Consider the following 23,436-nt stretch of genomic DNA (forward strand, 5'->3'; position numbering starts at 1 on the left):
CGGCGGTGAGGGCAGCGCCAACGTCGCAAACTGGGAGAGAGACATGGTCACCGACGGTCTGTTGAAAACCTATGCGGACTCCGACGCGCTGGATCTCGCCGGTCTGGTGCATCGGGGCGAGGTTTCGCCGGCCGAGCTGGTCGAGGCGGCGATCATGCTGGTCGAACGGCTTAATCCGGCGCTCAACGCGGTCATCCATCGCCTCTATGACATGGCACGCGCACAGGCAGGCGCGGTCGACAAATCGGCGCCTTTCGCCGGTGTGCCGTTCCTGCTCAAGGAACTGGCTTCGTCCTGGACAGGCGCGCCCAACACCAATTCTTCTTATTACCTGAAGGATGTCGTCGCCGATTTCGACACCGAAGTGGTCCGCCGCATGAAGTCGGCCGGGCTGGTGCTGGTCGGCAAATCGAACGCGCCCGAAAACGGCTGGTCGATCACGACCGAACCAAAACTCTACGGAACGACGAAGAACCCGTGGAAGGAGGGCATCACGCCAGGTGGTTCCAGCGGCGGTGCGGCTTCCGCCGTCGCCGCGCGCATGGTGCCGATCGCGGAAGCCAGCGACGGCGCCGGCTCGATCCGCATTCCGGCCTCCTGTTGCGGCATTGTCGGGCTCAAACCGTCGCGCGGCCGCGTCAGCCTCGCCCCGTTCGGCGACTATTGGTATGGCGGCGCCTATTTTCTCTGCTGCTCGCGCAGCGTGCGCGACACGGCGGCCTATCTCGATGCGGTGGCCGGCGCGCTGCCGGGCGACCCCTACACGCCGCCGGTGCCGGATGGCAGCTGGCTCAGCCTGTCGGCCCGGGCGCCCAAGACGTTGCGCATCGGCTTCACCGTCACGCCGCCCAATGGCACGGCCATCGATCCAGAGGTGAAGGCGGCGGTGCTGGCAACGGTGGCGACGCTCGAGCGGCTGGGCCATCATGTCGAGGAGCACGACATGCCGCTCGATGCCAACGGCGTGTGGGCGACCTACACCAACATGACCTGCGTGCAGACGGCGGCGACGTTCGATTATCATGAAACGGTGATCGGCCGGCCGGTGACGCCACAAGACGTCGAGGCGGTGACCTGGGCGATTATCGAGCGCGGCCGCGCCACCAGCGGCGTCAGGCACATCTCCGACGTCGAGCAGCTCAGGCAGGTCGGCCGCGACATTGTCGGCGATCTCACCGCCTACGATCTCTTCATCACGCCCACGCTCACCCAGCTTCCGCGCCCGTTCGGCTACTACGACATGTCGGAGACCGACATCGATCGTTACAACGCCAAATGGACCGATGCGGTCTTCGCCTTCCCCTTCAACATCTCCGGCCAGCCGGCGATCTCGCTGCCGCTTGGCTGGTCGAATGGCGGTGTCCCGATCGGCGTGCAGCTGGTCGGACGCTACGGCGACGAAGCGATGGTGCTCGCCGCGTCGGCGCAGCTCGAGCAGGAAATGCCCTGGAGGGATCGGCGGCCGCCGGTGAGCGCGTAGGATGCGTTGATGTCGGTGATGCCGGCATCACCCAATATCAACATGACGCAACAATCTCTGCCGTCGGTGCTGTCCCTCACTGTCCTGCCGGACATCTCTCCCCGTGAACGGGGCGAGAGCAGCTGGCCGCGACGCCGGCGCCTTTCTGACGGCGCGCAAGATTGGCGAGATCGGCACTGAGAGCGTCCCTCTCCCCGTCACCATAAGGGGAGGGAATGCCGGCAGGCAGGTGAGGGGCAGCGCCAGCGGCGGTGTCATTGTGAACAGCGGCCATGGCGCAGCAGGCCGCCCAAAGTGCGCGGCCAGCCAGACGACAGCGTCCTCGCTAACCGATCGTCTCCAGCCGCCTCGGCAGCCTGTTCATCGCGACAGGACCATCCGGCGTGACCAGGAACTGGTCCTCGAGGTTGAAGCTGGCGAGGCCATCGATGTAGAGCGGGATCTCGAAGGCCAGCACCATGCCGGCTTCGATCACGATATCGCTGTCGGCTGAGATGAACGGCCATTGCTCGGAGAAGACCGACTGGCCGACGCTGTGGCCGAAATGGCCGCGGCGGTAGGAGCGCAACCCCTGCCGCTCCAGGCTGTCGGTGGTCACGCGGTGGACATGGGCGAGGGAATTGCCCGGCACAAGGGCCGCCAGCCCGTCCTCGAAGGCGCGCTCGGCGATCGCGTGCAGCTGTGCCTGATCTGGGGAAGGCGGCCCGAAGATGAAGTTGCGCGACATGTCGGAGGCATAGAAGCCGACCGTGCAGACCATGTCGCACTTCAGCGGATCGCCGGGCATCGCCTTGGCATCGGCGCCTTTGGCGCGGGCGCCAAGCGTCACATATTCCGCCGTCACGACCGGATGCGACAGGCCTGCGGCCGCTTCGGCGACGCCTTTCCGGTAGAGCGCGACGAGGTCGGCCTGGCGCATGCCAGCCATCGCATCCACCTGCAGACGCTCCAGCCCCGCTTCCGACAGGATGATGCCCTGCTGCAGGAGGTCGATCTCGCGCTGTGACTTGACGGCCCGCAGCCGGTCCAGGACCTCCGAGCCGTCGACCACCCGATGGTGCGGCAGCAGCGCCTGGATGGCCGCGAGATCGGCGGCCGGAACGAAGTCGAGGTCGACGCCCAGCGTCGTGCGCGCCAGCCCGAATTCTTTCAGCATCGCCTGCAACTGGCGCACCGAAGCGGCGAGATCGAAGGTGGCGGGGCGCGAGAAATCCGGCGCGCGGCCAAGCGAGGCCAGGCCGGCCTCGATGCGCTCGACCAAGGGACGTCCCTGGGTTCCAATTTCGACCGGTGCGGATTCGATCCAGATCGGGTGCGAGCGCACGGCCGCTTCGGGCGCGGCGGTCCTCACCTGCGCCGCGTTGAAGTCCGCGACCACGACGCCGATCGGCAGGTCGTGCCGGGCCGGGATGACAACGAAGCCCGCGCCGGCGCGCCGGAACAGCCCCGCCGGGCCGATCCAAGCCCCAGTCGCATAATGGAATGCCTCGGGCGCGCAGAGCACCAGCGCCTCGATGCCGGCCCGTTCCATCAACAGCGCGACACGCTGGCGGTCGACAAAGCCCGTCATGTCTTTCTCCTGACATCAGAAGCGCCAACGGAGCATTGCCGGTGCGGACAATCAAGCCGGTTCCTCGCTGCGGAAGATCCGCTGTCGCCTCACATTGGCGACATTCGGGATTGGGCGAAGTGACGGGTGTTGCCGCCAATCGCCGAGGCATCGATCCGTGGACACAAGCGTCCACTCAGACGAACGGCGAGATCGGCTACTTGGTCGATTCCAGCTTGGCGATCGCGGCAGTGAAGCCGGCCAACGACACCGGAATGGTGACCGGCTTGCGGGTGACCGATTCCATGCCGATGTTCAGATTGGTCCCCGACTTCATCGCCTTGACGAGTTCTGGCGACAGGGGGGTCGCGGCGTAGGCGCCGTTCTGGTCGCTGGTCTGGATGGCGATGGTCGTCTTCTGCCCCTGGTCGATCTGATAGCTGGCCCCGGATGGCAGGAACAGGCCGTGCGGCAGAGCGAGCAGCATGGCCAGGCTGCCATTGCCATTGTCGCGGCGCACGGTCACGGTCAGCACGCGCTGTCCTGTCTTGGCCTCCGTCAGGTTCTGCGACACCTGGCATTGGAGCTCGGTGGTCGCCGAGCCGCTGGAGCAGTTCACGGCCCACGGATTGGCGTCTGCCTGCTGTGGCTGGGCCGGCTTGGCCTCCTCGGCCAGCACGGGTCCAACCCAAGCCATCGCCAGCCAAAGGACAGCCGATGCCGCGGCCACTCTTCTTAGATTAGCGATAGCTAAAACAAGTATCATAATCTCCGTGCCCCCCAATTTCCTTGCCCAAGCAGGTATTTTGCCCGAAAAGGCTTGATACAACACCCGTGACTGCTCCGAAAGCCGGCGCCTCGCCAAGCAAGCCGGCAAAAATACTGTGGCCCTCTTGCCACAGAACTGAATTTTGAGTCTCGACAACAGCACTCACAATAGTCTGGACTCGCTATACAATAGAATTCGCGTATGGATGACACGCGGGACGTGTAGTCCTGGAAGGGCACGCCGGGGATGGGAACTACCGAGGAATCTCGGCAGGTTGGTGATATGGCGCTGCGTCGGGAGGGGCTCCGCGCGCGCGCCGGCGGCGGTCGTTCGCGTTTCGCCGCAAACCTCCTGAAGACGACAGCGCTTTCGACGCTGGCGCTGGCGCTTTCGGGAGCAGCCGCCTATTCCGACGACACCGGGCTTTGGCAGCCGCAGGTCAGGGCCATCATCGGCGCCGACAACAATGGCGGCAATGCCGCGCTCGAAGGCTTCATCCCGATCAAGCAGACCGCCGAATCGGTGCTGTTCCTGGACGTCCGGGCCAAGCACGATTTCAAGGACGCCTCCGGCCAGGACATCGGCCTTGGCATTCGCCGGATCGTCAACCCCGACCTGATGGTCGGCGGCTACGCCTATATCAATCTCGAAAACTACAACGGCACCCAGTTCACATCGGCCACGCTGGGCGCCGAGGCGATCACGCCGAACTTCGACGCGCATGTGAACGTCTTCGTGCCGATCAAGGGCGACAGCACCGACCATTCGGTCAGCTCGACCCTCTCGATGGTCTCCAATCAGCTGATCGAGCAGATATCGGTGCTCGACCATCGCGATTACGCGGCATGGGGCATCGAGGGCGAGATCGGCGCCCAGGTACCGGTCAACCTGCCCGACAAGCATTCGCTGCGGCTCGATATCGGCGGCTACCATTTCGAGGATCCGCACGGCGACGACGGCAGCGTCACCGGCGCCAAGGCCGGGTTGGAATACACGATCGGCGATGTCTTCGGCAGCGGCACCTCGCTGGTCTTCGCCGGCGAGGTCCGCAACGACAACCGCGACGACACCCAGTTCGCCGGCAGCGTGCGGCTGAACATCCCGTTCAATCCCGGCCATGGCTCGGGTGATGGAGCAGACAGCGGGCCGGAGCCGGTCTATCCGGTCAGCGAAGGCCTGCGCAAGCGGCTCAACGAGCGTGTGCGCGGCGATATCGGCGTCCGCATCCAGTCGCAGGACAAGACTGGCGGCTCGACGACGCGCGTCGCCATCAACGCCGCCACCAATACCGCCTTCGGCAAGTTCTACTTCGCCGATGGGGGGCTTGCCGGCACCGGCACGCTGGGCGACCCGACGACGCTCGACGACGCGGTCGCCAAGGCCGGCAGCGGCGGCTTTGTGGTGGCCCTTGGCGGCAATGGCGATCTGACGACCGCCGGCGTGACGCTGGCCAATGGCCAGACCGTCATCGGCGGCGGCGAGAGCGTTACCGCCAGGCTTTTCAACGGCGGCACCACGACCTTCAACCTGGGCGGCAGCGACGGCACCATCCAGGGCACCAACGTCGCCAACAACGTCATCACGCTCGGCAACGGCAACACGCTGAATGGCATCACCATCACCGGTGGCGCCGACGGCATTTTCGGCAACAACATCACCGGCGCCAAGCTGACCAACGTCACGGTGACCAATGCCGGCGGCAACGGCGCCGACTTCACGGGCACTTCGATCGGGATCACCGGATCCAATTTCACCGCCTCGGGCAACGGTCTCGACGGCCTGCACATCGAAGGCAACGGCACCTACAATTTCACCGGCACGACGCTGCTGCAGGGCAACGGCGATGATGGCCTCGATATTACGGGCCAGGCTACCTACACCTTCGCCACGATCAACGCGCTGAACAATACCGACCGCGGCATCACCGTGCAGGGCACGTCGAGCGGCGGCACGTTCACCACCACCGGCGGCACCATCGCCGGCAATGGCGGCATCGGCGTCTATATCGACCCGATCACCGCCCATGTCGTGCTCGATTCGATCACCCAGAACGGCGGCCCCTCGGGTGTCGTGCTCGACCATGTCTCGGGCAGCTTCACCGTCACCGGCAACACCACGATCTCGAACACGACCGGACCGGCAATCGCCATTTCCGAATCGCCCGCAACGATCCGCTTCGGCGACATCAACATCACCAACCCCGGCGCCGGCGGCATGTCGTTTACGGGCGTCAACGCCGCCGTGGTGGCCGGCAACATCGTCATCTCCGGCCTCGGCGTCGGCACGGGCCTTGATTTCTCCGGCAGCCAGACGAATTTCACCGCGCGGTCGCTCAACATCACCGGCGCCGGCGCCGGCGGCAGCATCGGCATCGACCTCGCCGACACGACCGGCGACGCCACGATCACCGTCACCAATGGCGGCACCATTTCGGGCGTCGACACGGGCGTGCGCCTCGGCATCACCGGATCGCTGACCCATTCGGCCAATGCCGAATTCAGCTTCGGCGGCGGTTCCATTTCCGGCAGCACCGCCTCGCTCGACGCGCGCGGCCTCAACCAGACGCTTGGCCATTACGGGTTCGGGTCGACCATTTTCAGCGGTCCGCAGCTGTTCGACCAGCAGAATGTGATCTTCGTCGGCGCCATCGGATCGTCCGGGGACGGCTCCTCGACCTCGAGCCTGCTGGCGATCGACCAGGCCGACCTCGACACCCAGAGCAACGCGATCTTCGTGCTGGTCAACGAGGGCTCGCCCATCGCCACCACGGGCGGCTTCTCGCTCAGCGCCGGCCAGACGCTGGCATCGTTCGGCAACGGCCGCGGCTTCTCGCTCGGCGGCATTCCGGTCAACGTCACCGGTGACAACATCCAGCACGACACAGTGATTTCGGACCCCGGCGGCGGCGCGGCGACGCTGACCAATTCCGGTGCTGGCGCCGTCGTGACCGCCGCGGCCGGCGGCTCGTTGCTCGATTTCAACATTTCCGCCGGCTCCGGAGCCGCGATCAGTGCCTCCGGCTCCGGCAGCCTAACGGTCCAGGGCGTGACGGCGAGCGGCGTCGCCACCGGCCTTGCGCTCGACAATTTCAGCGGCACCGGCACCTTCAACAATTTCGACGTCATCAGCGCCGGCACCGGCGTCAGCATCACCGGCGGCACCACCGGCACCTTGACCTTCGACGCGGCAAGCTCGATCGCCGGCACGACAGGCGTGGCGTTCAACATCGATTCCTCGACGCCAAACCTCACCTATAACGGCACGATCGACCAGACCGCCGCCGCGAGCGCCGTCAAGATCAACGCCATGACCGGCGGCAGCGCCACATTCGGCGGCAAGATCACCGCCAGCACCGGCGCGGCCAACGCGATCGACCTGAGCGGCGATACGGGCGGCGCGATCAACTTCACCGGCGGCCTCGACCTGACCACCGACGGCGGCTTTGGCTTCAGCGCCGTCAATGGCGGCACACTGACGGTGACCGGCTCCGGCAACACGATCAACACCGGCGCCGGCGCAACCGAAAAGGGCCTCCAGCTTCTCGGCGGCGCTAGCGGCCTGACCATCGGCGCTTCCGGCGTGACGTTCGCCAGCGTAACCGTCGACGGCGCCGGCGGCGCCGTTCCGACCGGCATCGTCATCGACAACACCAGCGGCGGCAATGTCACCTTCGGCGCCGTAAGCATCAGCCGCGCCAATGGCGACGCCATTCGCCTCAGCAATATCGCCAGCGGCACCTACACGTTCAACGGCACGACCACCCTAGCCACGGTCGGCGGCAGCGGACCCGGATTTACGGTACAAAACAGTGGCGCAACCGTCAGCGTCAACAATCTCGTCACGTCGGGCGTCAACGGCGCCGACGTCAGCCTGAACGGCAACACCGGTACGATCGGCATCGGCGGCACCATCACCAATTCCGGCACCGGCGACGGTGTCGTCGTTTCCGGCGGCAGCGCGGCCATCACCATCGGCGCCGCCATCACCAGTTCGGCGACCGCACCGGGTACGGCGGTGAAAGTCGATGGCATCACTGGCGGCTCGGTTGCCTTCACCGGGGCGATAACCTCGACCGGCACCGGCAACCTATTCGCCATCGGCTCCAATGGTGCCCCGACCGGCGGCACGATCAGCTTCTCGGGCTCGGCGCTGACCGCGACCGGCAGCGGTGGTGCGGTTGTCTCCGGCCTTGGCGCCGGCGCGACCCTCAGCGTGACCGCGCCCTTGTCGGTCACCAATGCAACCGGAAACGGCCTGTCGATTTCGAACGTCGCCGGCAGCGCCACTTTCGGCGCCGTCACCGTTTCGGGCGCCGGCGGCAACGGCATCGATATCGGCGGCAATGCGGGTTCGGTGACGTTCACGGGCACGACCAGCGTGACGATGGGCTCGGCCGCCAGCACGGCCGGCATCAATTTCAGCGGCACCAATGCCGACGTGACGTTTGGCACGACGAATGTGACGCTGGGTGCCGGCGCCAACCAGACCGGCATCGACTTCAGCGGCTCGTCCACCACGGCCGGTTTCGGCCTGACGACGATCACCGGCACCGGCGACCTGACCTCGCGCGGCATCGACCTGTCGTCGACGTCAGGCAACAAGACCATCACCTTCCTGCGCGGCTCCAGCATCACCAATGCAGGCGTCGGCGTCGAGCTGTCCTCGGGCGGCACCACGGCGACCTCGGCCAACGCCAACTTCACCTTCCGCGACGGCAATGCGGGCGACGGGCGGCAATCCTCCATCACCGCGGCGGCCGGCGGCTACACCGTCAACACCATCGGGCTCGATCCGAGCCTCGGCAATTACGATTTCGACGACGTGACCTTCACCGGCCCCGCCCATCTGGCCAGCGCGGTCGGCGGCGTCATCATGGTCTCCCAGAGCGGTGGTGTGATCGCCGCCGGCACCGACGGGCTCAGCGCCGCGGTGACGACGGTCACGGTTGCCCAGGCCGATGCCATGACCGGCAACCTGACCTTCGCCTTCGTCGGCACGGTCGACCTCAGCGCCACGCCGTTCACGCTCGATTCGGGCCAGTCGATCACCGGCTTCGGCAACGGCACCTCCATCTTTACCTCCGGCACCGTCCAGCCGATCAATGTCCAGGGCAATCTCGGCGCCACCGGCGGCAGCGTCACCGGCAACGAAGGCGTGGTCACCGGCAGCGGCGATTTCATGCACCTGCTCGGTGGCAACCAGGTGCGCAACACGGCTTTCGACTTCACCGGCGCCACCGGTTCCGTTTTCACGATCGACCAGAACGCGATCGGCTTCGACAACACCGGCGGCGTCATCATCGAAGGCGTGACGGTCAGCAATGTCGCCGCCGGCCAGACGGCGTTCAAGGTCGCCGACGTCGACACCAATTTGTCGATCATCAACAACAACATCAACGTCGCCGGCACGCTGCTCGAAGCCAATGGCGGCGCCGGCGACATCACGGTGACGCGCGGCACCTTGCCGAACAGCGCAACGGCCGGAACGCTGACCGGCGGCGGCGTCGACATCGCCAACCGCACAGGCGGCTTGGTGAATTTCACCGACAAGGCGACGATCGGCGGCAATGGCATCTCGCTCGCCGGCAACACCGGCTCCACGGTCACCTTCGCCGACCTGGACGTTTCCACCAATGGAGCGACAGCTTTCACCGCCACCGGCGGCGGCACGATCAACGTCACGACCGGGACCCTGGCAAACGCCAACGGGCAAGCGGTGGCGCTCGACGGCATCACCGCCGGTATCAATTTCGCCTCGACCAGCGCGACATTCACCTCCGGCAACGGCATCGACCTGCGGAATCTGGCCGGCACCGCCAATTTCGGCACCGGCACGCTGACCAACACCGGCACGGGCGCGTCGTTCAATGTCGGCTCGGCCACCAATGCCAGCGGCGGCAACGCCGTCATCTCCTATGCCGGCACCATTGCCAGCAACGGTCTGGGCGCCGCGGTCTCGATTCAGGAACTCACCGGCGGCTCGGTGACGCTGTCGGGCAACCTCACCGACAACAACGCGGCTGGCGGCGGCAATATTCTCGTTGGCGGGATCGACAACGGCGCGGCGGCAACCGTCACCTTCTCGGGCGCCACCAAGCAGATCAGCTCGGGCGCGACCGATGGCGTCAGCCTGGGTCTCGCGGGCAATTATCCGGCGGGCGCGCCGGCGCCGAACACGAACGGCACGATCAATTTCGCCAATGGCGGCCTTGATATAACGACGGCAGCCGGGGCAGGCTTCGTCGCGGGCTATGGCGGCGCTGTCAGCGTATCCGGCAGCGGCAACAAGATCACCTCCGGCGCGAACGGGTTGATCATAGCTTCCGCCGATGTGGGCAGTGCCGGTGTTACCTTCGACAGCATCTCGGCCGTATCGAATTCGGACGGTGCTGGCGTGTTCCTATCGGGCGCCAATCTCGCGGGCAATATCAACATTGGCGGGCTCAGGGATACCGGATTCATCGGCGCCTCGCTGGCCGACTTGAGCGGCGCTGGCGCGGTCAATTTCACCGGCACGATCGATCTCGACGTGAGCGAGACCGGGTTTGATATTGGCGGCCAGCTTGGCACCATAAACATCGCCAATGTCGCCGGATCCACCCTGACCATCGACGGTGGGAAATGGGGCGTCGCGCTGAACACGCAGGGTGGGACCATCCATGTCGGCGGCAATGGCGGCAGCGCCAGCATCGGCGCGACGACAAGCACCCTCAATTCGGCCCTCGCCCTCTCGGGCGGTAATAATCTTGCCTTTGGTACGCTGGACTACAACGGGTCGATCAAGGTCGGCACCGGCGCCGCCGTGGCAACTGGCGCGGGCGACTGGACCCACCTGACCCTGACCGGCTCGGTCAGCTCGACCACGTCCTCGAACGCCTTTGATTTCTGGACGGCCGACGGCTCGTATACGATTTCGAGCACCATCGACCACCATGGTTCGGGCCAAGGCGTCTATGTCAATGGCTTCTCGGATGGAACGATTACCTTCGACGGCACGTCGAAGGTCTTCGACACCAGCAGCGGTGGCAACAACGCCGTCACCAAGGACCCAAGTGGAGATACGGTCAATCACCAGGGTGTGGGTACGCTCAACTTTACCAATGGCGGTCTCAAGATCACCACCGCCAGCGGCACCGGCTTCAGCGCCAGCACCTTCGAGGGCGGCACGGTCAGCGTCACCGGCAGCGGCAACACCATCACGACCGGAACCGGCACCGCGCTCAACCTCGACGGCGCGACCGTGGGAGCCGGCGGGATCAACTTCGCCTCCGTCACAACCGACGGCGCGGCGACCGGCGTTTCGCTCAACAATGTCAGCGGCGGCGGCATCAGCCTGGGCGCGGTCGACCTGAAAGACATCACCTCGCGCGGCGTCGATATTTCCGGCACGCTCGGTTCGGCGCTCGGCTTCGACAGCCTGAAGATCGGGCTCAATACCGCCAACGCGGTCGGCCTCGACCTCAATGGTGCCTCGCTTGGCACGAGCACCATCACCGCCGGTGATTTCGACGTTGGCGGCGGCGGCTTCGCCGGCACGATCGGCATCGACATGGCGGGCACCACCGGCACCGGTACGATCCAGCTCGGCGATCTCGTCAACAACAACCCGACCGGCCAGACCTCTACCATCAGCAATGTCGGATATGGTGTCCAGTTCTCCAGCGCCACCAACGCCAGACTGGTGTTCGGCGACGGCCAGGGGCCGGCCGAATCGTCGATCGCGACCACGGGCGGTCAGGTCATCCACGCCACCGACAGCCTGCCGACCGCGGGCGACTACAATTTCAACGACGTCAATTTCTCTGGCGACACCGCCAACCTGTCGTCGATCAGTGTCTACTACGTCGTCGAAGGCGGCACCGGCGACGGCAGCCTTGCCAATCCAGGCAGCTATACGAGCGCCCAGGCCTCCACCGCCAATGTCATCGTGCTGATCGACAAGACCACCGGCGGCAGCCAGTCGACGATCGACATGGCTGGAAGCACGTTCCAGCTCGATGACGGGCAAGTGCTGCTCGCCTTCAAGAGCGGCGACGCGGCCGTCGATGTGTCGCAGCTCGGTGTCGATGCCGGCGGTGGCGCCTCGGCGGCGTTCCATTTCACCACGGTGCAGAACACACCTGTTATCGCGGCGCCGGCCGGCATCGATTCGCTGCGCCCGATTCTGCAGAGCAACAGCGCCACCTCGGTCGTCAATTTGGCGACCACCGGCAGTGGCGCCTTCACCGGCGGCATCGAGAACCTGATCATCCGCAATACCGGCACCGGCGCCGGCGTCGCCGTCGATGCGACATCCGCCTCCAGCTTCTTCCTCCGGAACAACGACATCGCGGCCGGTGGTCGTGCGCTCGACTTCTCGACCACCAGTGCGCCGGCCGACACGCTTCTGCTCTCGCTCGACGGCAACACGCTGCAATCGACCGGGTCCGCACTGGCCGCATCCTTTGTCGGCCAGAACATCAATGCGACGCAGAATTCGATCGCCATCCGGTCGTTTGCCGGCAACACGGTCCTCGGCGGCACCGGCGGCGGCATCGCCTTCAACAATATAACGTTCGATTCCACCGGCGCCGGCGGCACCGTCAGTGTGGGCACGCTCGACATTGGGACATTGGCTGCGCGGGCGCAGGGCGACGGTCTCAGCCTCGTCAACACCAGCGGCACGCTCGATCTCGGCACGTTCACCGCCTTCAACGATGGCGGCACCGGCCTGCTGGTCGACGCCAAGGCGGCGAACACCACTTTCGCGCTGAACAGCAGCGGCGGATCGGTCGACACCACCAACGGCGCCGCATTCAACCTCGACCCGCTGACGGTCAACATGACGGTCGACAGCGTCTCCGCCAGCGGCGGCGCCAACGGCATCATCTTCGACGGTGTCGCCGGAACGTTCACCGTCACCGGCGCGACGAGCGTCACCGGAACGACGGGCGATGGCATCAGCGCCATCAACACCAACACAGGCACCTTCAATTTCAACACGGTGACGGTCAACAACACGAACGGCGGCGGCATCGGCTGGGCGACCGGCACGCTCAACGTCACCGGGCTCGTCAATATCGACACGACGAGCGGCGCCGGACTCACGCAAAGCGGTGGCACCACCGGCTTCAACGGTGGCCTGACCATCGCCACCACGACCGGTGCCGGCATTGCCGGAAGCGGTGGCACGATGAACGTCATCGCCACCACCGGCAGCGAGACGGTGAATTCCACCGGCGGCCAGGCGATCAGCCTCTTCGGCATGACCACCAACGTCAATCTCGATTCGACCTCGTCCGGCGGCGGCGCCAACAATGTCGGCCTGACCAATGTCACCGGCACGGTCAGCCTCGGCGCCGGCGCGCTCAGCAGCGCCACGGGCACGGCGTTCCTGGTCAGCGGCGGCACGGCGAATGTCACTTATTCCGGCAACATCACGCAGGCCAGCAACGCCGCCATGGTCAGCGTCTCGGGCGGCCATACCGGCACGCTGACCTTCAGCACCGGCACGCTGTCGGCGACCAACGGCACCGGCCTGCAGTTCAGCAACGCCGACGGCACCTACAATTTCAACGGCACGACGACGCTGAACGGCGGCGATGCCGGCGTCGACATCACCACCGGCTCGAACGGCACCTTCAGCTTCGGCGCCAACACCTCGATCACCAACCCGAGCGGCGTGGGCTTCAACGTCGATGGCGGCGCGGGCAACATCACCTATGCCGGCACCATCGCCAAGAACAATGCGAACAACATTGTCTCGGTGCAGAACCGCACCGGCGGCACGGCAAGCTTCGGCGGAACCATTGCAGCCAGCGGCACCAGCGGCGGCATTGCTCTTGCCACCAACACCGGCGCGATCATCAATTTCACCAACACGCTGACCCTCAACACCAGCGGCAGCGGCGCCGCCGGCTTCAGCGCCACGGGCGGTGGCACAATCAGCGCCACGGGGTCCGGCAACACCATTTCGACCGGCACCGGCACCGCGCTCAGCTTGAACGGCGTCACCGTCGGCGCTGGCGGCGTGAACTTCTCCAGCGTCTCGGCCAGCGGTGCGGCAACCGGCATCGCGCTGACCAACGTCGCGTCGTCCGGCGCCGGCGCGATCGCGCTCGGCACGGTCACCCTGCAGGGCATCACCGGCACCGGCGTCTCGGTTTCCGGCACGCTGGGTGCGGCGCTGTCCTTCAACTCGCTCGGCATCGGCCTCAACAGCTCCACGGCGACAGCCTTCAGTCTCAACGGCGCGACGATCAACGCGGCGATCACGGCCGCCGATTTCGACGTTACCAACGCGGCTGCCGCCGGCACCTCGATCGGCGTCGACCTGCGCGGCGCCACCGGCGGCCAGACCATGCGCCTCGGCGACGCGGCTGCCGGCGGCGTGAGCTCCAGCATCGCCGGCGTCAACACCGGCATATTCCTGAACAGCACGACGAACCTCGCCTTCACCTTTGGCGACGGCGAATCGGGGACCGACCAGGGCTCGACCATCAGCGCCAATGTCGGCATCGACGCCTCCAGCGCGCCGGCCTCCGGCACCTACAATTTCAAGGACGTGAACTTCCAGGCGAGCCCCGGCCTCGGCTTCGGCATCGGCAAGACCTATTTCGTCGGCGCCAGCGCGACCGGCGACGGCAGCGGCAAAGACCAAAACAATCTCGCGACGCTCTCGACAGCGGAAGCGGCGGCGGTTTCGACCGACATCATCGTTCTCGTCAACAATGGCGTCATCACCGCGGCAAGCAGCAACGGCAACAACACGCTGGTTCTGCAGGCCAATGAACAGGTGCGCGGCTTCGGCAACGGCAACATCAACCTGGCGCTGAATGTGCCGTTGCCGGTCCAGCTGGCCAGCAACAGCCTTTCGATCGCCGATCAGACGTCCGGCGGCGCGGCGACGCTGACAAGCGCGGATGGCAGCAGCGTCATCACGCTGGGCAGCAGCGGCAACATCATTGACGGCTTTACCATCAATGGTGACGACGGCACGGGCGTGAATGCCGCTATCGGCATCAGCGGCAACGGCACTGCGAACGCCACGATCAGCAACATGACGATCAGGAACGTCACCGGCGCCGATATCGACTTCGGCACCGGCGCCACAGGCACGACGACGCTGGCCAATCTCTTCCTCGTCTCCACGGGGGCGCCCGGGACCGCAATCAAGTTCGGCGCTGCCTCCGGTACGGTCACCGCCACCAATGTCGATACGACGGGCGGCGGCGGCCTGTCCGTCGTCGGTGGCGATGCTGCGTTCAGCTTCGACAGCACGAGCTCGGTCGCCAGCGTCGCCGGCACGGCTGTCAGCATCACCAACCGCTCCGGCGGCAGCTTCGGCTTTGCCGGCACGGTTACATCGAGCATTGGGGCCAGCGGCATCGTCATCTCCGGCGCGACGGGAGCAAACACGGTCAGCTTCACCGGGGCCGTCAACCACAACAACGCCGCCGGCGCCGCTGTCTCGATCAACAATGGCGGCCAGACCTCGACCGTCAGCTTCGCCAATCTCACCATCACAACGGGCGGCTCCAACACGGCCTTCACCGCCACCAATGGCGGCACGGTCAATGTCGCCACCGGCTCGGTGAGCACGACTGCCAGCCAGGCGATCAACCTTAACGGCATCGCCACGACGACAGGCATCAACTTCACCTCGACCACCTCGGGCGGCGGCGTCAACAATGTCGTGGTCAGCGGTGTCACCGGCGCCGGCGTCGTCAGCCTGGGAACCGGTTCGCTGACAGGCGCCACGGGCGTCGCCTTCCTTGGCTCTGGCGGCACCGCCTCCATCACCTACGGCGGCTCGATCACCAAGAGCAGCAACGGCCGGACGATCGACATCCAGAACCGTACCGGCGGCTCGGTCACGTTCAACGGCGCCATCACTTCGACTGGCGCGAGCGACGGCATCTTCCTGAACAGCAACACCGGCTCGACCATCAACTTCGCCAACACGCTGACGATCGACACCTCGAGCAGCGGCACTGCCGGCTTCACCGCCACCGGCGGCGGCACGATCAGCGCCACCGGCACCGGCAGCAGCATCAACTCGGGCACCGCGACCGCACTCAACGTCGCCAATACGACGATCGGCGCGGCCAACCTGACGTTCCAGAGCATTTCGTCCAACGGCGCGGTCAACGGCATCGTGCTCAACACCACCGGGTCCAGCGGCGGGCTGACGGTGACGGGCACGGGTGCCGCTAATAGCGGTGGTACAATCCAGAACACGTCGGGCGACGGCATATCGCTGACGAACACGGCCAAGGTGTCGCTGACAAATATCCACGTCACCAACACATCCGGCAACGGCATCGGCGGCACGACTGTCAACGGTTTCACGCTTGCCAACTCGACGATCGACGGGGCCAATGGGGGCAGCGCGATCAATCAGGGCAGCATCTATTTCACCGATCTGACCGGCACGGCGGCCATTACCAACAGCGTCGTCAAGGGTGGTCATCAGGACAATATCAGCATCCTGACCTCAAGCGGTACGCTCGCCCTGACGATCTCGGGCAACACCATCCGCGACACCGATACCGGCACCAATGGCAACGACAATCTCTTCATCGAGGCGAATGGCACCGCCACCGTCACCGCGCATGTGACCGGCAACACGTTTGCCGCCACCAATGGCGACCATCTGCAAACCGTCGGCGACAACAGTGCGACGATGACCATCGTCGCCACGGGCAATACTTTCTCGGGTGGCGGTGGCGTCAACGCGCTCGGCCAAGGCATAACGATTTCCGGTGGCTCCGCCGGCAGCACCGAGCATGTGAATTTCAACATCTCGAACAATATAATGACGGGAACGATTCAGGGCGGTGCAATCAACGTCAATGAGGGCGCGGGCAGCGGCATTTGGCAGGGTCAGGTAGCGGGCAACACCATCGGCACCGTGGGCAACGCCACTTCGGGCACGACGCAGTCTTCCGGCATTCGCGCGGAGAACCATTCTACCGGCGGCATCATGACGGTCATCATCGATAGCAATCACGTTTCGGGTTGGGGTGGTGGCCCCGCAATAAACCTTCAGGATGGCGAGCCGGACAACGGAACGGCTGTGCTCAATGCGACGGTAAGCAACAACATCATCGACACCCCCGGCGCCGGTTCGCAGCACGGTATTGTCTTCAATATTGGCGCTGCCGCGGTTTCGACCAACAACGTCGCATTCCTTAATATCTTCGGAAACACGGTGGATCTCGGCGCGACGCCGCCCAACTCGGGAAGCACAATCCGGATTCGTCAGCGCAACGACTCTACCGTCCATCTACAAGGCTATGCCGGCGCCGCCGGCGATACGGCGGCTGTCATCTCGTATCTCAGCGGCCTGAATCCAGGCCTGACGCCGGCAAGCGACATCACGACGACGTCGCAATTCACGACGAGTGGACATGGATTCCTGAGCGGCACGACACCACTGCCGACGGTGCCGAATTGACGGTTCGTTCTCGTGTCGGCCCATCAAGTTGACTAAGTTTTCGCTAGAATAGAACCGCGTCGGAACTGTTAATGGCTACTTGAATTCAACTACATCAGCGGCTATGCTGAGTGCTAATTTGGCGGTGTCAAAGTTCCGTGACGATCAGAGGGCGTTTTGCTGAGCCATATGCTTTATGGTTCGACACGATAAGACTTTGCCCGCCAGATGTTGTTATGAGCCGTGTCGGAGGGGATTTCGATGGCAGAGCCTTTTCTTTCCGAAATCAGGATCATGTCATTCGATTTTCCACCCAAAGGGTGGGCGTTGTGTAACGGCCAGCTTCTTCCCATCAACCAGAACCAGGGGCTGTTTTCGCTGCTCGGAACCACTTTTGGCGGCGATGGCCGGGTGAATTTCGGCTTGCCTAACTTGCAGGCACGCGCGCCCATGCACAGGGGCGGCGGCCACACGCTTGGCGAGCGCGGCGGTGAACAGAGCCACACGCTGTCGATCTCCGAAATGCCCACGCATGTGCACACAGCCATGGCATCGACAGCCACTGCCGGAAACGTCAGCTTTCCCGCCAACAATGTCCTGGCGTCCACGCTCAATGCCTATGGGGCGCCAACCAGCCTCACCTCACTGAATCCGACAACCATTGCCAATGCTGGCGGCAGTCAGGCACACCTCAACATGCAACCGTTCCTGACGCTCAGCTTCTGCATTGCGCTGCAGGGCATCTTCCCCTCGCAGAATTAACGGAGACGCATCGTGGCACAGCCTTACGTTGGCGAAATCCGCATGTTTGCCGGCAATTTCGCGCCGGCCGGTTGGATGTTCTGCGAAGGACAACTCTTGCCGATCTCCGAGAACGAGACGCTGTTCAATCTGATCGGCACCACTTATGGCGGCGACGGCCAATCGACTTTCGCGCTGCCTGACCTGCGCGGCCGGCTGCCGATTCACCAGGGCAACGGCTTTGTCCTGGCCGAGACCGGCGGTGCGGAAGAGATCACGCTGACGATGCAGCAGCTTCCAAATCATGGTCATGCGATGCTCGCTTCGACAGCGGCCGGCACCCGGAACTCGCCGGCTGCCTCCGTGACCGCCGCATCGCCCTCAGTCACGCTGTACACGGCGGATGTCACCGACGCCAACATGGCGGCTGCAGCTGTCAGTTTCGTAGGCGGTAACCAGCCACATAACAATTTCCAACCTTATCTTTGCGTCGACTTCATCATCTCGCTGTTCGGCATCTTTCCGTCACAGACCTAAGAGGACGTCATGGCCGATCCATTCGTCGCCGAAATCCGGATCTTTCCCTTCAATTTCCCACCCAAGGGCTGGGCCTTCTGCGATGGCCAACTGCTGCCGCTTTCTCAGAACACGGCGCTATTTTCGTTGCTGGGGACCACCTATGGCGGCGACGGCAAGTCCAATTTCGCCCTGCCGGATATGCAGGGCAATGCCCCCATGCATCCGGGCCAGGGCCTCGGCCTTTCGCTGCACTATCTGGGCGAGACCGGCGGTTCGGACACGGTATCTTTGCTTCAATCCGAGATCCCGTCGCACAGCCACTTCATGAGGGCGCACAATGGCGACCCTGCCGACATTCAGACGCCGACGCCAGCGACTTCATTTGCGCAATCGGCCCAGGGAAATGCCTATCAGGCCACGACCAACGCCAACATGGTCGCGATGGCCGATCAGGCTTTGACGTCTGCCGGCGGCGACCAGCCGCACAACAACCTGATGCCGTATCTCACACTCAATTTCTGCATCGCGCTGCAAGGCGTCTACCCGCCGAGAACCTGACACCGAGCCAACAGGCAGGACCGATCAAATGGCCAAGACAACAGCTCCAAAGTCGAAAGCGGCCAGTGGCAAGAAGGCGGAAGCCGCGCCTGCGTCCAGCGAAAGACGGGCGCCGGCCCGCTCGCGGGCGCCAGGCACCGCGCCCGTCTATCAGAACATGCCGGCTGGCACGCCCTTCTTCGAATTGTCGCGGCTGATGGTGGTGGGGATCGATTCGGCTGCCGGACGCCTGATCCAGAAGGCGCAGACCGCCCCGAACGGCCCATGGCCGGCCAACTGGTCGGCCATCGCTCCCGGCGCCTATGTGATCATGACCGCCGGCCTGACCAAGGACGGGCGGGTGGCGGTGGTGGCGCAGAAGTCAGGGAGCACCAAACTGTCCTTCATCACCGAGGACGCCAACCAGATCGGCCCGATCGAGAAATGGAATCCGCCGATGGACATCGGTGCGCCGCCCGGCGCCACCAGCTACCAGAAACTGTCGATGGCCAACGATGCCGACGGCCGCATCGAGGTTTTCGTGACCGATCATCAGGGCCGCATCTGGTGGATCTACCAGAATCCGGACCAGGTCGTTCAGGTGAAGAAAACCATTACGCCGCCCGGCACCACGACGCCGATCGTCGTCACCGTCGACGTGCGCGTTCCGCCGGCCAAGATGTGGGGTGAGTGGATCCAGATTCCCGGTGGGCTGGTGGCAGTCACGGCCATACGCCAGGCCGATGGCCGCATCGGGCTGTTCGGCATCAATTCGGGCCTCCACCTCTACCGCTGCCAGCAGGCGAAGGCGGAAGCGCTGAAAGCCACCGACTGGACGCCGTGGGTGCAGAACGGCCAAACCGGCGGTTTCACCGAGATGGCGCCGGTGGTCGGCCCGCTCGGCGCCACCAACCTGTTCGCCCTGACCCAGAACGGGCAGGTGCTGCACACGCGCCAGCAGCCCGCCGGCTCGGATACATGGACGCAATGGGCGACGCCGGGCTACTCCAGGGTGCCCAAATACACGCTCGCCGCCGGCATCCAGGGTGATGGCGACATCGTGCTGGTCTCGTCCGACCAGCAGCGTGTCCACGAATTCAACGCGCAGTGGGACGCCCGCACCCAGAACTGGTCGGGATGGCGCGATTTCGGCGCGTCCCTCTACTCGACACGCCTGACGCTCAACTACAATGCCGACGGCCGGCTCGCCTTGTTCAGCCTGATGATCATGCCGGACGGCACCCACGGACTCTGGACGGTCAACCAGATGGCCATCGACAGTTCCGAGTGGGAGCATGCCTGGACGTCGCTGACCAACGACAACCTCAAGCAGATTGTCGTGGTGCGCGACCTGACCCCGCCGGTCTGACGGCGTTGCGGGCAGTGACAAACGGTAAGCCGGCGCGCCCCCTTCCGGCCTGGCCTCGCTCCGGGCAGGCCGGGCTGAATTTTCGCCCGGCCGAGGAGGCCGACATACCGTTTCTGTCGCGGCTCTACGCCTCGACCCGCGCCGAAGAACTCGCCGTGACGGATTGGAGCGACGCGCAGAAGGCTGCCTTTCTCGACATGCAGTTCCAGGCGCAGCGCGCCCACTATGTCAGGCATTATCCCAAGGCCGAGTGGCTGGTGGTGAACCGCGCCGGGCAGGATATAGGGCGTCTCTATATCGAACGCTGGCCGAGCCAGCATCGCATCATCGACATCGCTTTCCTGCCGGCATACCGCCGCAACGGCTATGGTTCGGCCCTGTTGCGCGACCTGGTCGAGGAGGCATGGTTAGCCGGCAAATCAGCTTCCATCCATGTCGAGAAAGACAATCCGGCGCGGCAGCTCTATGTCAGGCTCGGCTTCACAATCGTCGAGGACAAGGGCGTCTACGACCTGATGGCTTGCGCGCCTCCGGTGGCGCCGAACCGGCCAAGGCTGAAGTAGCACGCCGCTAAATGCCGGTGATCCGATCCAGCAAAATCCGCCTCGACCTCATCCCTGTGCATGTCGCCTAAAAGGGACCTCGGTTTTGGGAGAACGACATGCGTAAAGACAAAGACCTAAAGCCCGACGCATGAATCCGTTTCGACGCGACGCGCTTTAGCCTTGCCGTCAGGCCATCCCCCAAGGGGTGGAGAGGATGAGGAGGCGCCCCCGCCAAATCTCGAGCTACCACCACTAGCTCCAGTCATGCTAACCACCCTTCATGGCACAGAAGAAAGCTTTCGAGGTCGATTCCTGGCTGTCGCGGCCCGATCCGCGCACCTCGATCGTCCTGCTCTATGGTCCTGATCGGGGGCTCGTTTCCGAGCGAGCGAAGGCCTTTGCCGAAAAGACCGGGCTGCCGCTGGATGATCCGTTCTCCGTGGTCCGGCTTGAGGGCTCCGAGGTCGACCGCGACGAGGGCCGGCTGCTCGACGAAGCCCGCACCGTACCGATGTTTTCCGACCGGCGGCTGCTGTGGGTGCGCAATGCCTCCGGGCAGAAGGCGCTGGCCGACGACGTCAAGGCGTTGACGGCGGAGCCCGCGCGAGACGCCATCATCCTGATCGAGGCCGGCGATCTCAAGAAGGGCGTTGGCCTGCGCGCCGTGGTCGAAGGCGCCGACAACGCCATGGCGCTGCCCTGCTACGCCGACGAGGCCCGCGATATCGACGCGGTCATCGACGACGAGCTGCGCAAGGCCGGCATGTCGATGACGCTGGAGGCAAGGCAGGCGCTGCGCCGCAATCTCGGCGGCGACCGGCTGGCCTCGCGTGGCGAGATCGAGAAGCTCGTCCTCTATGCTCACGGGCAGAAGGAGATCGGTCTGGAGGAGGTCAAGGCGATGTCCGGCGACGTATCCGGCGCCTCGTTCGACGACGCCGTCGATGCGCTTCTCGAAGGCAAGATCGGCGACTTCGACACCGCTTTCACCCGCCACTGCCAGTCCGGCGGCCCGCCTTTTCTCGTTCTGTCCTCCGCCATGCGGCAATTGCAGCAGATCCAGCTCATGCGCGGCCAGATGGAATCGAGCGGCCGCAACGCGGCTTCGGTCGTTGCCGGCGCGCGCCCGCCGGTTTTCTTCTCGCGACGCAAGCTGGTGGAGAAGGCGCTGGAACGCTGGAGCAGCGAAGCGCTTGGCCGCGCGCTGACCCGGCTGCAGACGGCCGTGCTGCAGACACGGCGCAGACCAGACCTCTCCGTCGCACTGGCAAGACAGGCGCTGCTGGGGATAGCGGTTGAGAGCGCGAGGCTGGCACAGCGGTAGCGGCACGGAGATCGTCGCAAAAAGCGCGGCCGGAATCTCCCCCCTCGAGGGGGAGATGTCGCCGAAGGCGACAGAGGGGGTCGCCGCGCGCGGAGCGCTAACCTCAATCGCCTCAGGACGTTGGCGTCCGGTCGAACCGACCCCTCTGGCCTGCCGGCCATCTCCCCCTCAAGGGGGGAGATTTTCGCCAATCGCCAACGCTGAAATGAGAAAGGCCGGCAGCTGCCGGCCCTCATCATCTTCAATCAAGGATTTAGCCGGCTAATCCTCTGTGCTTCGACACACCTACCGCTCGGCCTTCAACCTGCGGCAAACCTCGTCCAGTTGCTCAAGGCTGCGATAGGCGACCCGAAGCAGGCCGCCGCCTTTGCCCTTGTGATCGACGGTCACGATCATGCCGAGCGTGTCGGTCAGCAGCTTTTCGAGCGCCAGCGTATCCGCGTCTTTCTGTTCCGGCGTGGCCGCGGGCCGAGCTTCTTTCGCGGCGCTGCCGGCCGGCATCTGCGCCAGCGCCTCGGCCTGGCGCACGGAAAGCCCCTCCTCGACGATGCGCTTGGCGAGGCCAGCCGGATCCTCCGCCGTGACCAGCGTGCGGGCATGGCCAGCCGACAGCGCGCCGTCGACCAGCATGTCGCGGATCACGTCAGGCAATTTCAGCAGCCGCAGCGTGTTGGCGACATGGCTGCGGCTCTTGCCGATCACCTGGCCGAGATCGGCCTGGGTGTAGCCATGGTCGTCGATCAGCTGCTGGTAGCCCAGCGCCTCTTCGACCGCGTTGAGGTCGGCACGCTGGACGTTCTCAATGATCGCCAGTTCGAGCGCGGTGCGGTCATTGACATCGCGGATGATGACCGGGATTTCGGTCAGCCCGGCGCGCTGTGCCGCCCGCCAGCGGCGCTCGCCGGCGATGATCTCGTAGCGGCCGGCCTGTGTCGGCGATGGCCGCGCGACGACCGGCTGCACGACGCCATGTTCGCGGATCGACTGGGCGAGATCGGTAAGTTCGGCGTCACCAAAATGCCGGCGTGGATTCTTCGGGTTGGGGCTGAGAAACTCGATCGGCACCTTGCCATCGGCGCTGATGCCGGGCTTTTCCGGCGCCGCCGGGCGATCGATCTCGCCGATCAGCGCTGCCAGTCCCCGCCCCAGTCTTTTTCTCGAAAGGTCTTCGCTCATCTTTATTCCAG

General features: G+C 64.9%; 11 protein-coding genes. 8 read left to right on the plus strand and 3 right to left on the minus strand.

Going from position 1 to position 23,436, the window contains the following annotated elements; translation table 11 throughout:
• Window positions 1-43 precede the first annotated feature (43 nt).
• Window positions 44-1,480 carry an amidase gene (locus tag FJ958_RS05715; protein ID WP_140740507.1) on the plus strand — a complete coding sequence of 479 codons (1,437 nt, stop codon included), beginning with the start codon at window positions 44-46 and terminating at the stop codon, window positions 1,478-1,480.
• A gap of 325 nt (window positions 1,481-1,805) precedes the next feature.
• Here the strand turns inward: FJ958_RS05715 and FJ958_RS05725 are convergent, their stop codons facing one another.
• The gene (locus FJ958_RS05725) at window positions 1,806-3,050 is read right to left on the minus strand and encodes a Xaa-Pro peptidase family protein (protein ID WP_140740510.1); all 1,245 of its coding nucleotides are present in this window, start codon (window positions 3,048-3,050) and stop codon (window positions 1,806-1,808) included.
• Window positions 3,051-3,246: 196 nt separating this feature from the next.
• Window positions 3,247-3,726 carry an invasion associated locus B family protein gene (locus tag FJ958_RS05730; protein ID WP_246679504.1) on the minus strand — a complete coding sequence of 160 codons (480 nt, stop codon included), beginning with the start codon at window positions 3,724-3,726 and terminating at the stop codon, window positions 3,247-3,249.
• Window positions 3,727-4,080: 354 nt separating this feature from the next.
• Here FJ958_RS05730 and FJ958_RS05735 point away from each other — a divergent pair, with 354 nt between their 5' ends.
• The 7 genes from FJ958_RS05735 to holA all read left to right on the plus strand — a co-directional run bounded on the left by FJ958_RS05735 (window position 4,081) and on the right by holA (window position 22,249).
• Window positions 4,081-17,235 (plus strand): right-handed parallel beta-helix repeat-containing protein, encoded by a 13,155-nt coding sequence (locus tag FJ958_RS05735; protein ID WP_181176293.1) that lies wholly within the window; start codon window positions 4,081-4,083, stop codon window positions 17,233-17,235.
• Between the two features lie 240 nt (window positions 17,236-17,475).
• The gene (locus FJ958_RS05740; RefSeq protein WP_140740811.1) at window positions 17,476-17,976 is read left to right on the plus strand and encodes a tail fiber protein; all 501 of its coding nucleotides are present in this window, start codon (window positions 17,476-17,478) and stop codon (window positions 17,974-17,976) included.
• A gap of 12 nt (window positions 17,977-17,988) precedes the next feature.
• The gene (locus FJ958_RS05745; RefSeq protein ID WP_140740516.1) at window positions 17,989-18,492 is read left to right on the plus strand and encodes a tail fiber protein; all 504 of its coding nucleotides are present in this window, start codon (window positions 17,989-17,991) and stop codon (window positions 18,490-18,492) included.
• Window positions 18,493-18,501: 9 nt separating this feature from the next.
• Window positions 18,502-19,032, plus strand: coding sequence for a tail fiber protein (locus FJ958_RS05750; RefSeq protein WP_140740520.1), 531 nt, complete (start codon window positions 18,502-18,504; stop codon window positions 19,030-19,032).
• Window positions 19,033-19,060: 28 nt separating this feature from the next.
• Window positions 19,061-20,380 (plus strand): hypothetical protein, encoded by a 1,320-nt coding sequence (locus FJ958_RS31920; RefSeq protein ID WP_140740523.1) that lies wholly within the window; start codon window positions 19,061-19,063, stop codon window positions 20,378-20,380.
• 14 nt (window positions 20,381-20,394) lie between these two features.
• Window positions 20,395-20,943, plus strand: a complete 549-nt coding sequence (locus tag FJ958_RS05760; protein WP_246679506.1) for a GNAT family N-acetyltransferase — start codon at window positions 20,395-20,397, stop codon at window positions 20,941-20,943.
• A gap of 262 nt (window positions 20,944-21,205) precedes the next feature.
• Complete coding sequence (gene holA, locus FJ958_RS05765) at window positions 21,206-22,249, plus strand: DNA polymerase III subunit delta (protein ID WP_140740529.1); 1,044 nt, start codon at window positions 21,206-21,208, stop codon at window positions 22,247-22,249.
• 285 nt (window positions 22,250-22,534) lie between these two features.
• Here holA and FJ958_RS05770 read toward each other — a convergent pair whose 3' ends face one another.
• Window positions 22,535-23,425 carry a ParB/RepB/Spo0J family partition protein gene (locus FJ958_RS05770; protein ID WP_140740532.1) on the minus strand — a complete coding sequence of 297 codons (891 nt, stop codon included), beginning with the start codon at window positions 23,423-23,425 and terminating at the stop codon, window positions 22,535-22,537.
• Window positions 23,426-23,436 lie beyond the last annotated feature (11 nt).

It is taken from the genome of Mesorhizobium sp. B2-3-5, from assembly GCF_006442395.1.
Classification (GTDB): Bacteria; Pseudomonadota; Alphaproteobacteria; order Rhizobiales; family Rhizobiaceae; genus Mesorhizobium.

Coding starts and splice junctions, on each gene's coding strand:
- FJ958_RS05735 (WP_181176293.1), top strand. CDS start 4,081: ATGGCGCTGCGTCGGGAGGGGCTCCGCGCGCGCGCCGGCGGCGGTCGT.
- FJ958_RS05730 (WP_246679504.1), bottom strand. CDS start 3,726: ATGGCTTGGGTTGGACCCGTGCTGGCCGAGGAGGCCAAGCCGGCCCAG.
- FJ958_RS05715 (WP_140740507.1), top strand. CDS start 44: ATGGTCACCGACGGTCTGTTGAAAACCTATGCGGACTCCGACGCGCTG.
- FJ958_RS05725 (WP_140740510.1), bottom strand. CDS start 3,050: ATGACGGGCTTTGTCGACCGCCAGCGTGTCGCGCTGTTGATGGAACGG.
- FJ958_RS31920 (WP_140740523.1), top strand. CDS start 19,061: ATGGCCAAGACAACAGCTCCAAAGTCGAAAGCGGCCAGTGGCAAGAAG.
- FJ958_RS05770 (WP_140740532.1), bottom strand. CDS start 23,425: ATGAGCGAAGACCTTTCGAGAAAAAGACTGGGGCGGGGACTGGCAGCG.
- holA (WP_140740529.1), top strand. CDS start 21,206: ATGGCACAGAAGAAAGCTTTCGAGGTCGATTCCTGGCTGTCGCGGCCC.
- FJ958_RS05750 (WP_140740520.1), top strand. CDS start 18,502: ATGGCCGATCCATTCGTCGCCGAAATCCGGATCTTTCCCTTCAATTTC.
- FJ958_RS05740 (WP_140740811.1), top strand. CDS start 17,476: ATGGCAGAGCCTTTTCTTTCCGAAATCAGGATCATGTCATTCGATTTT.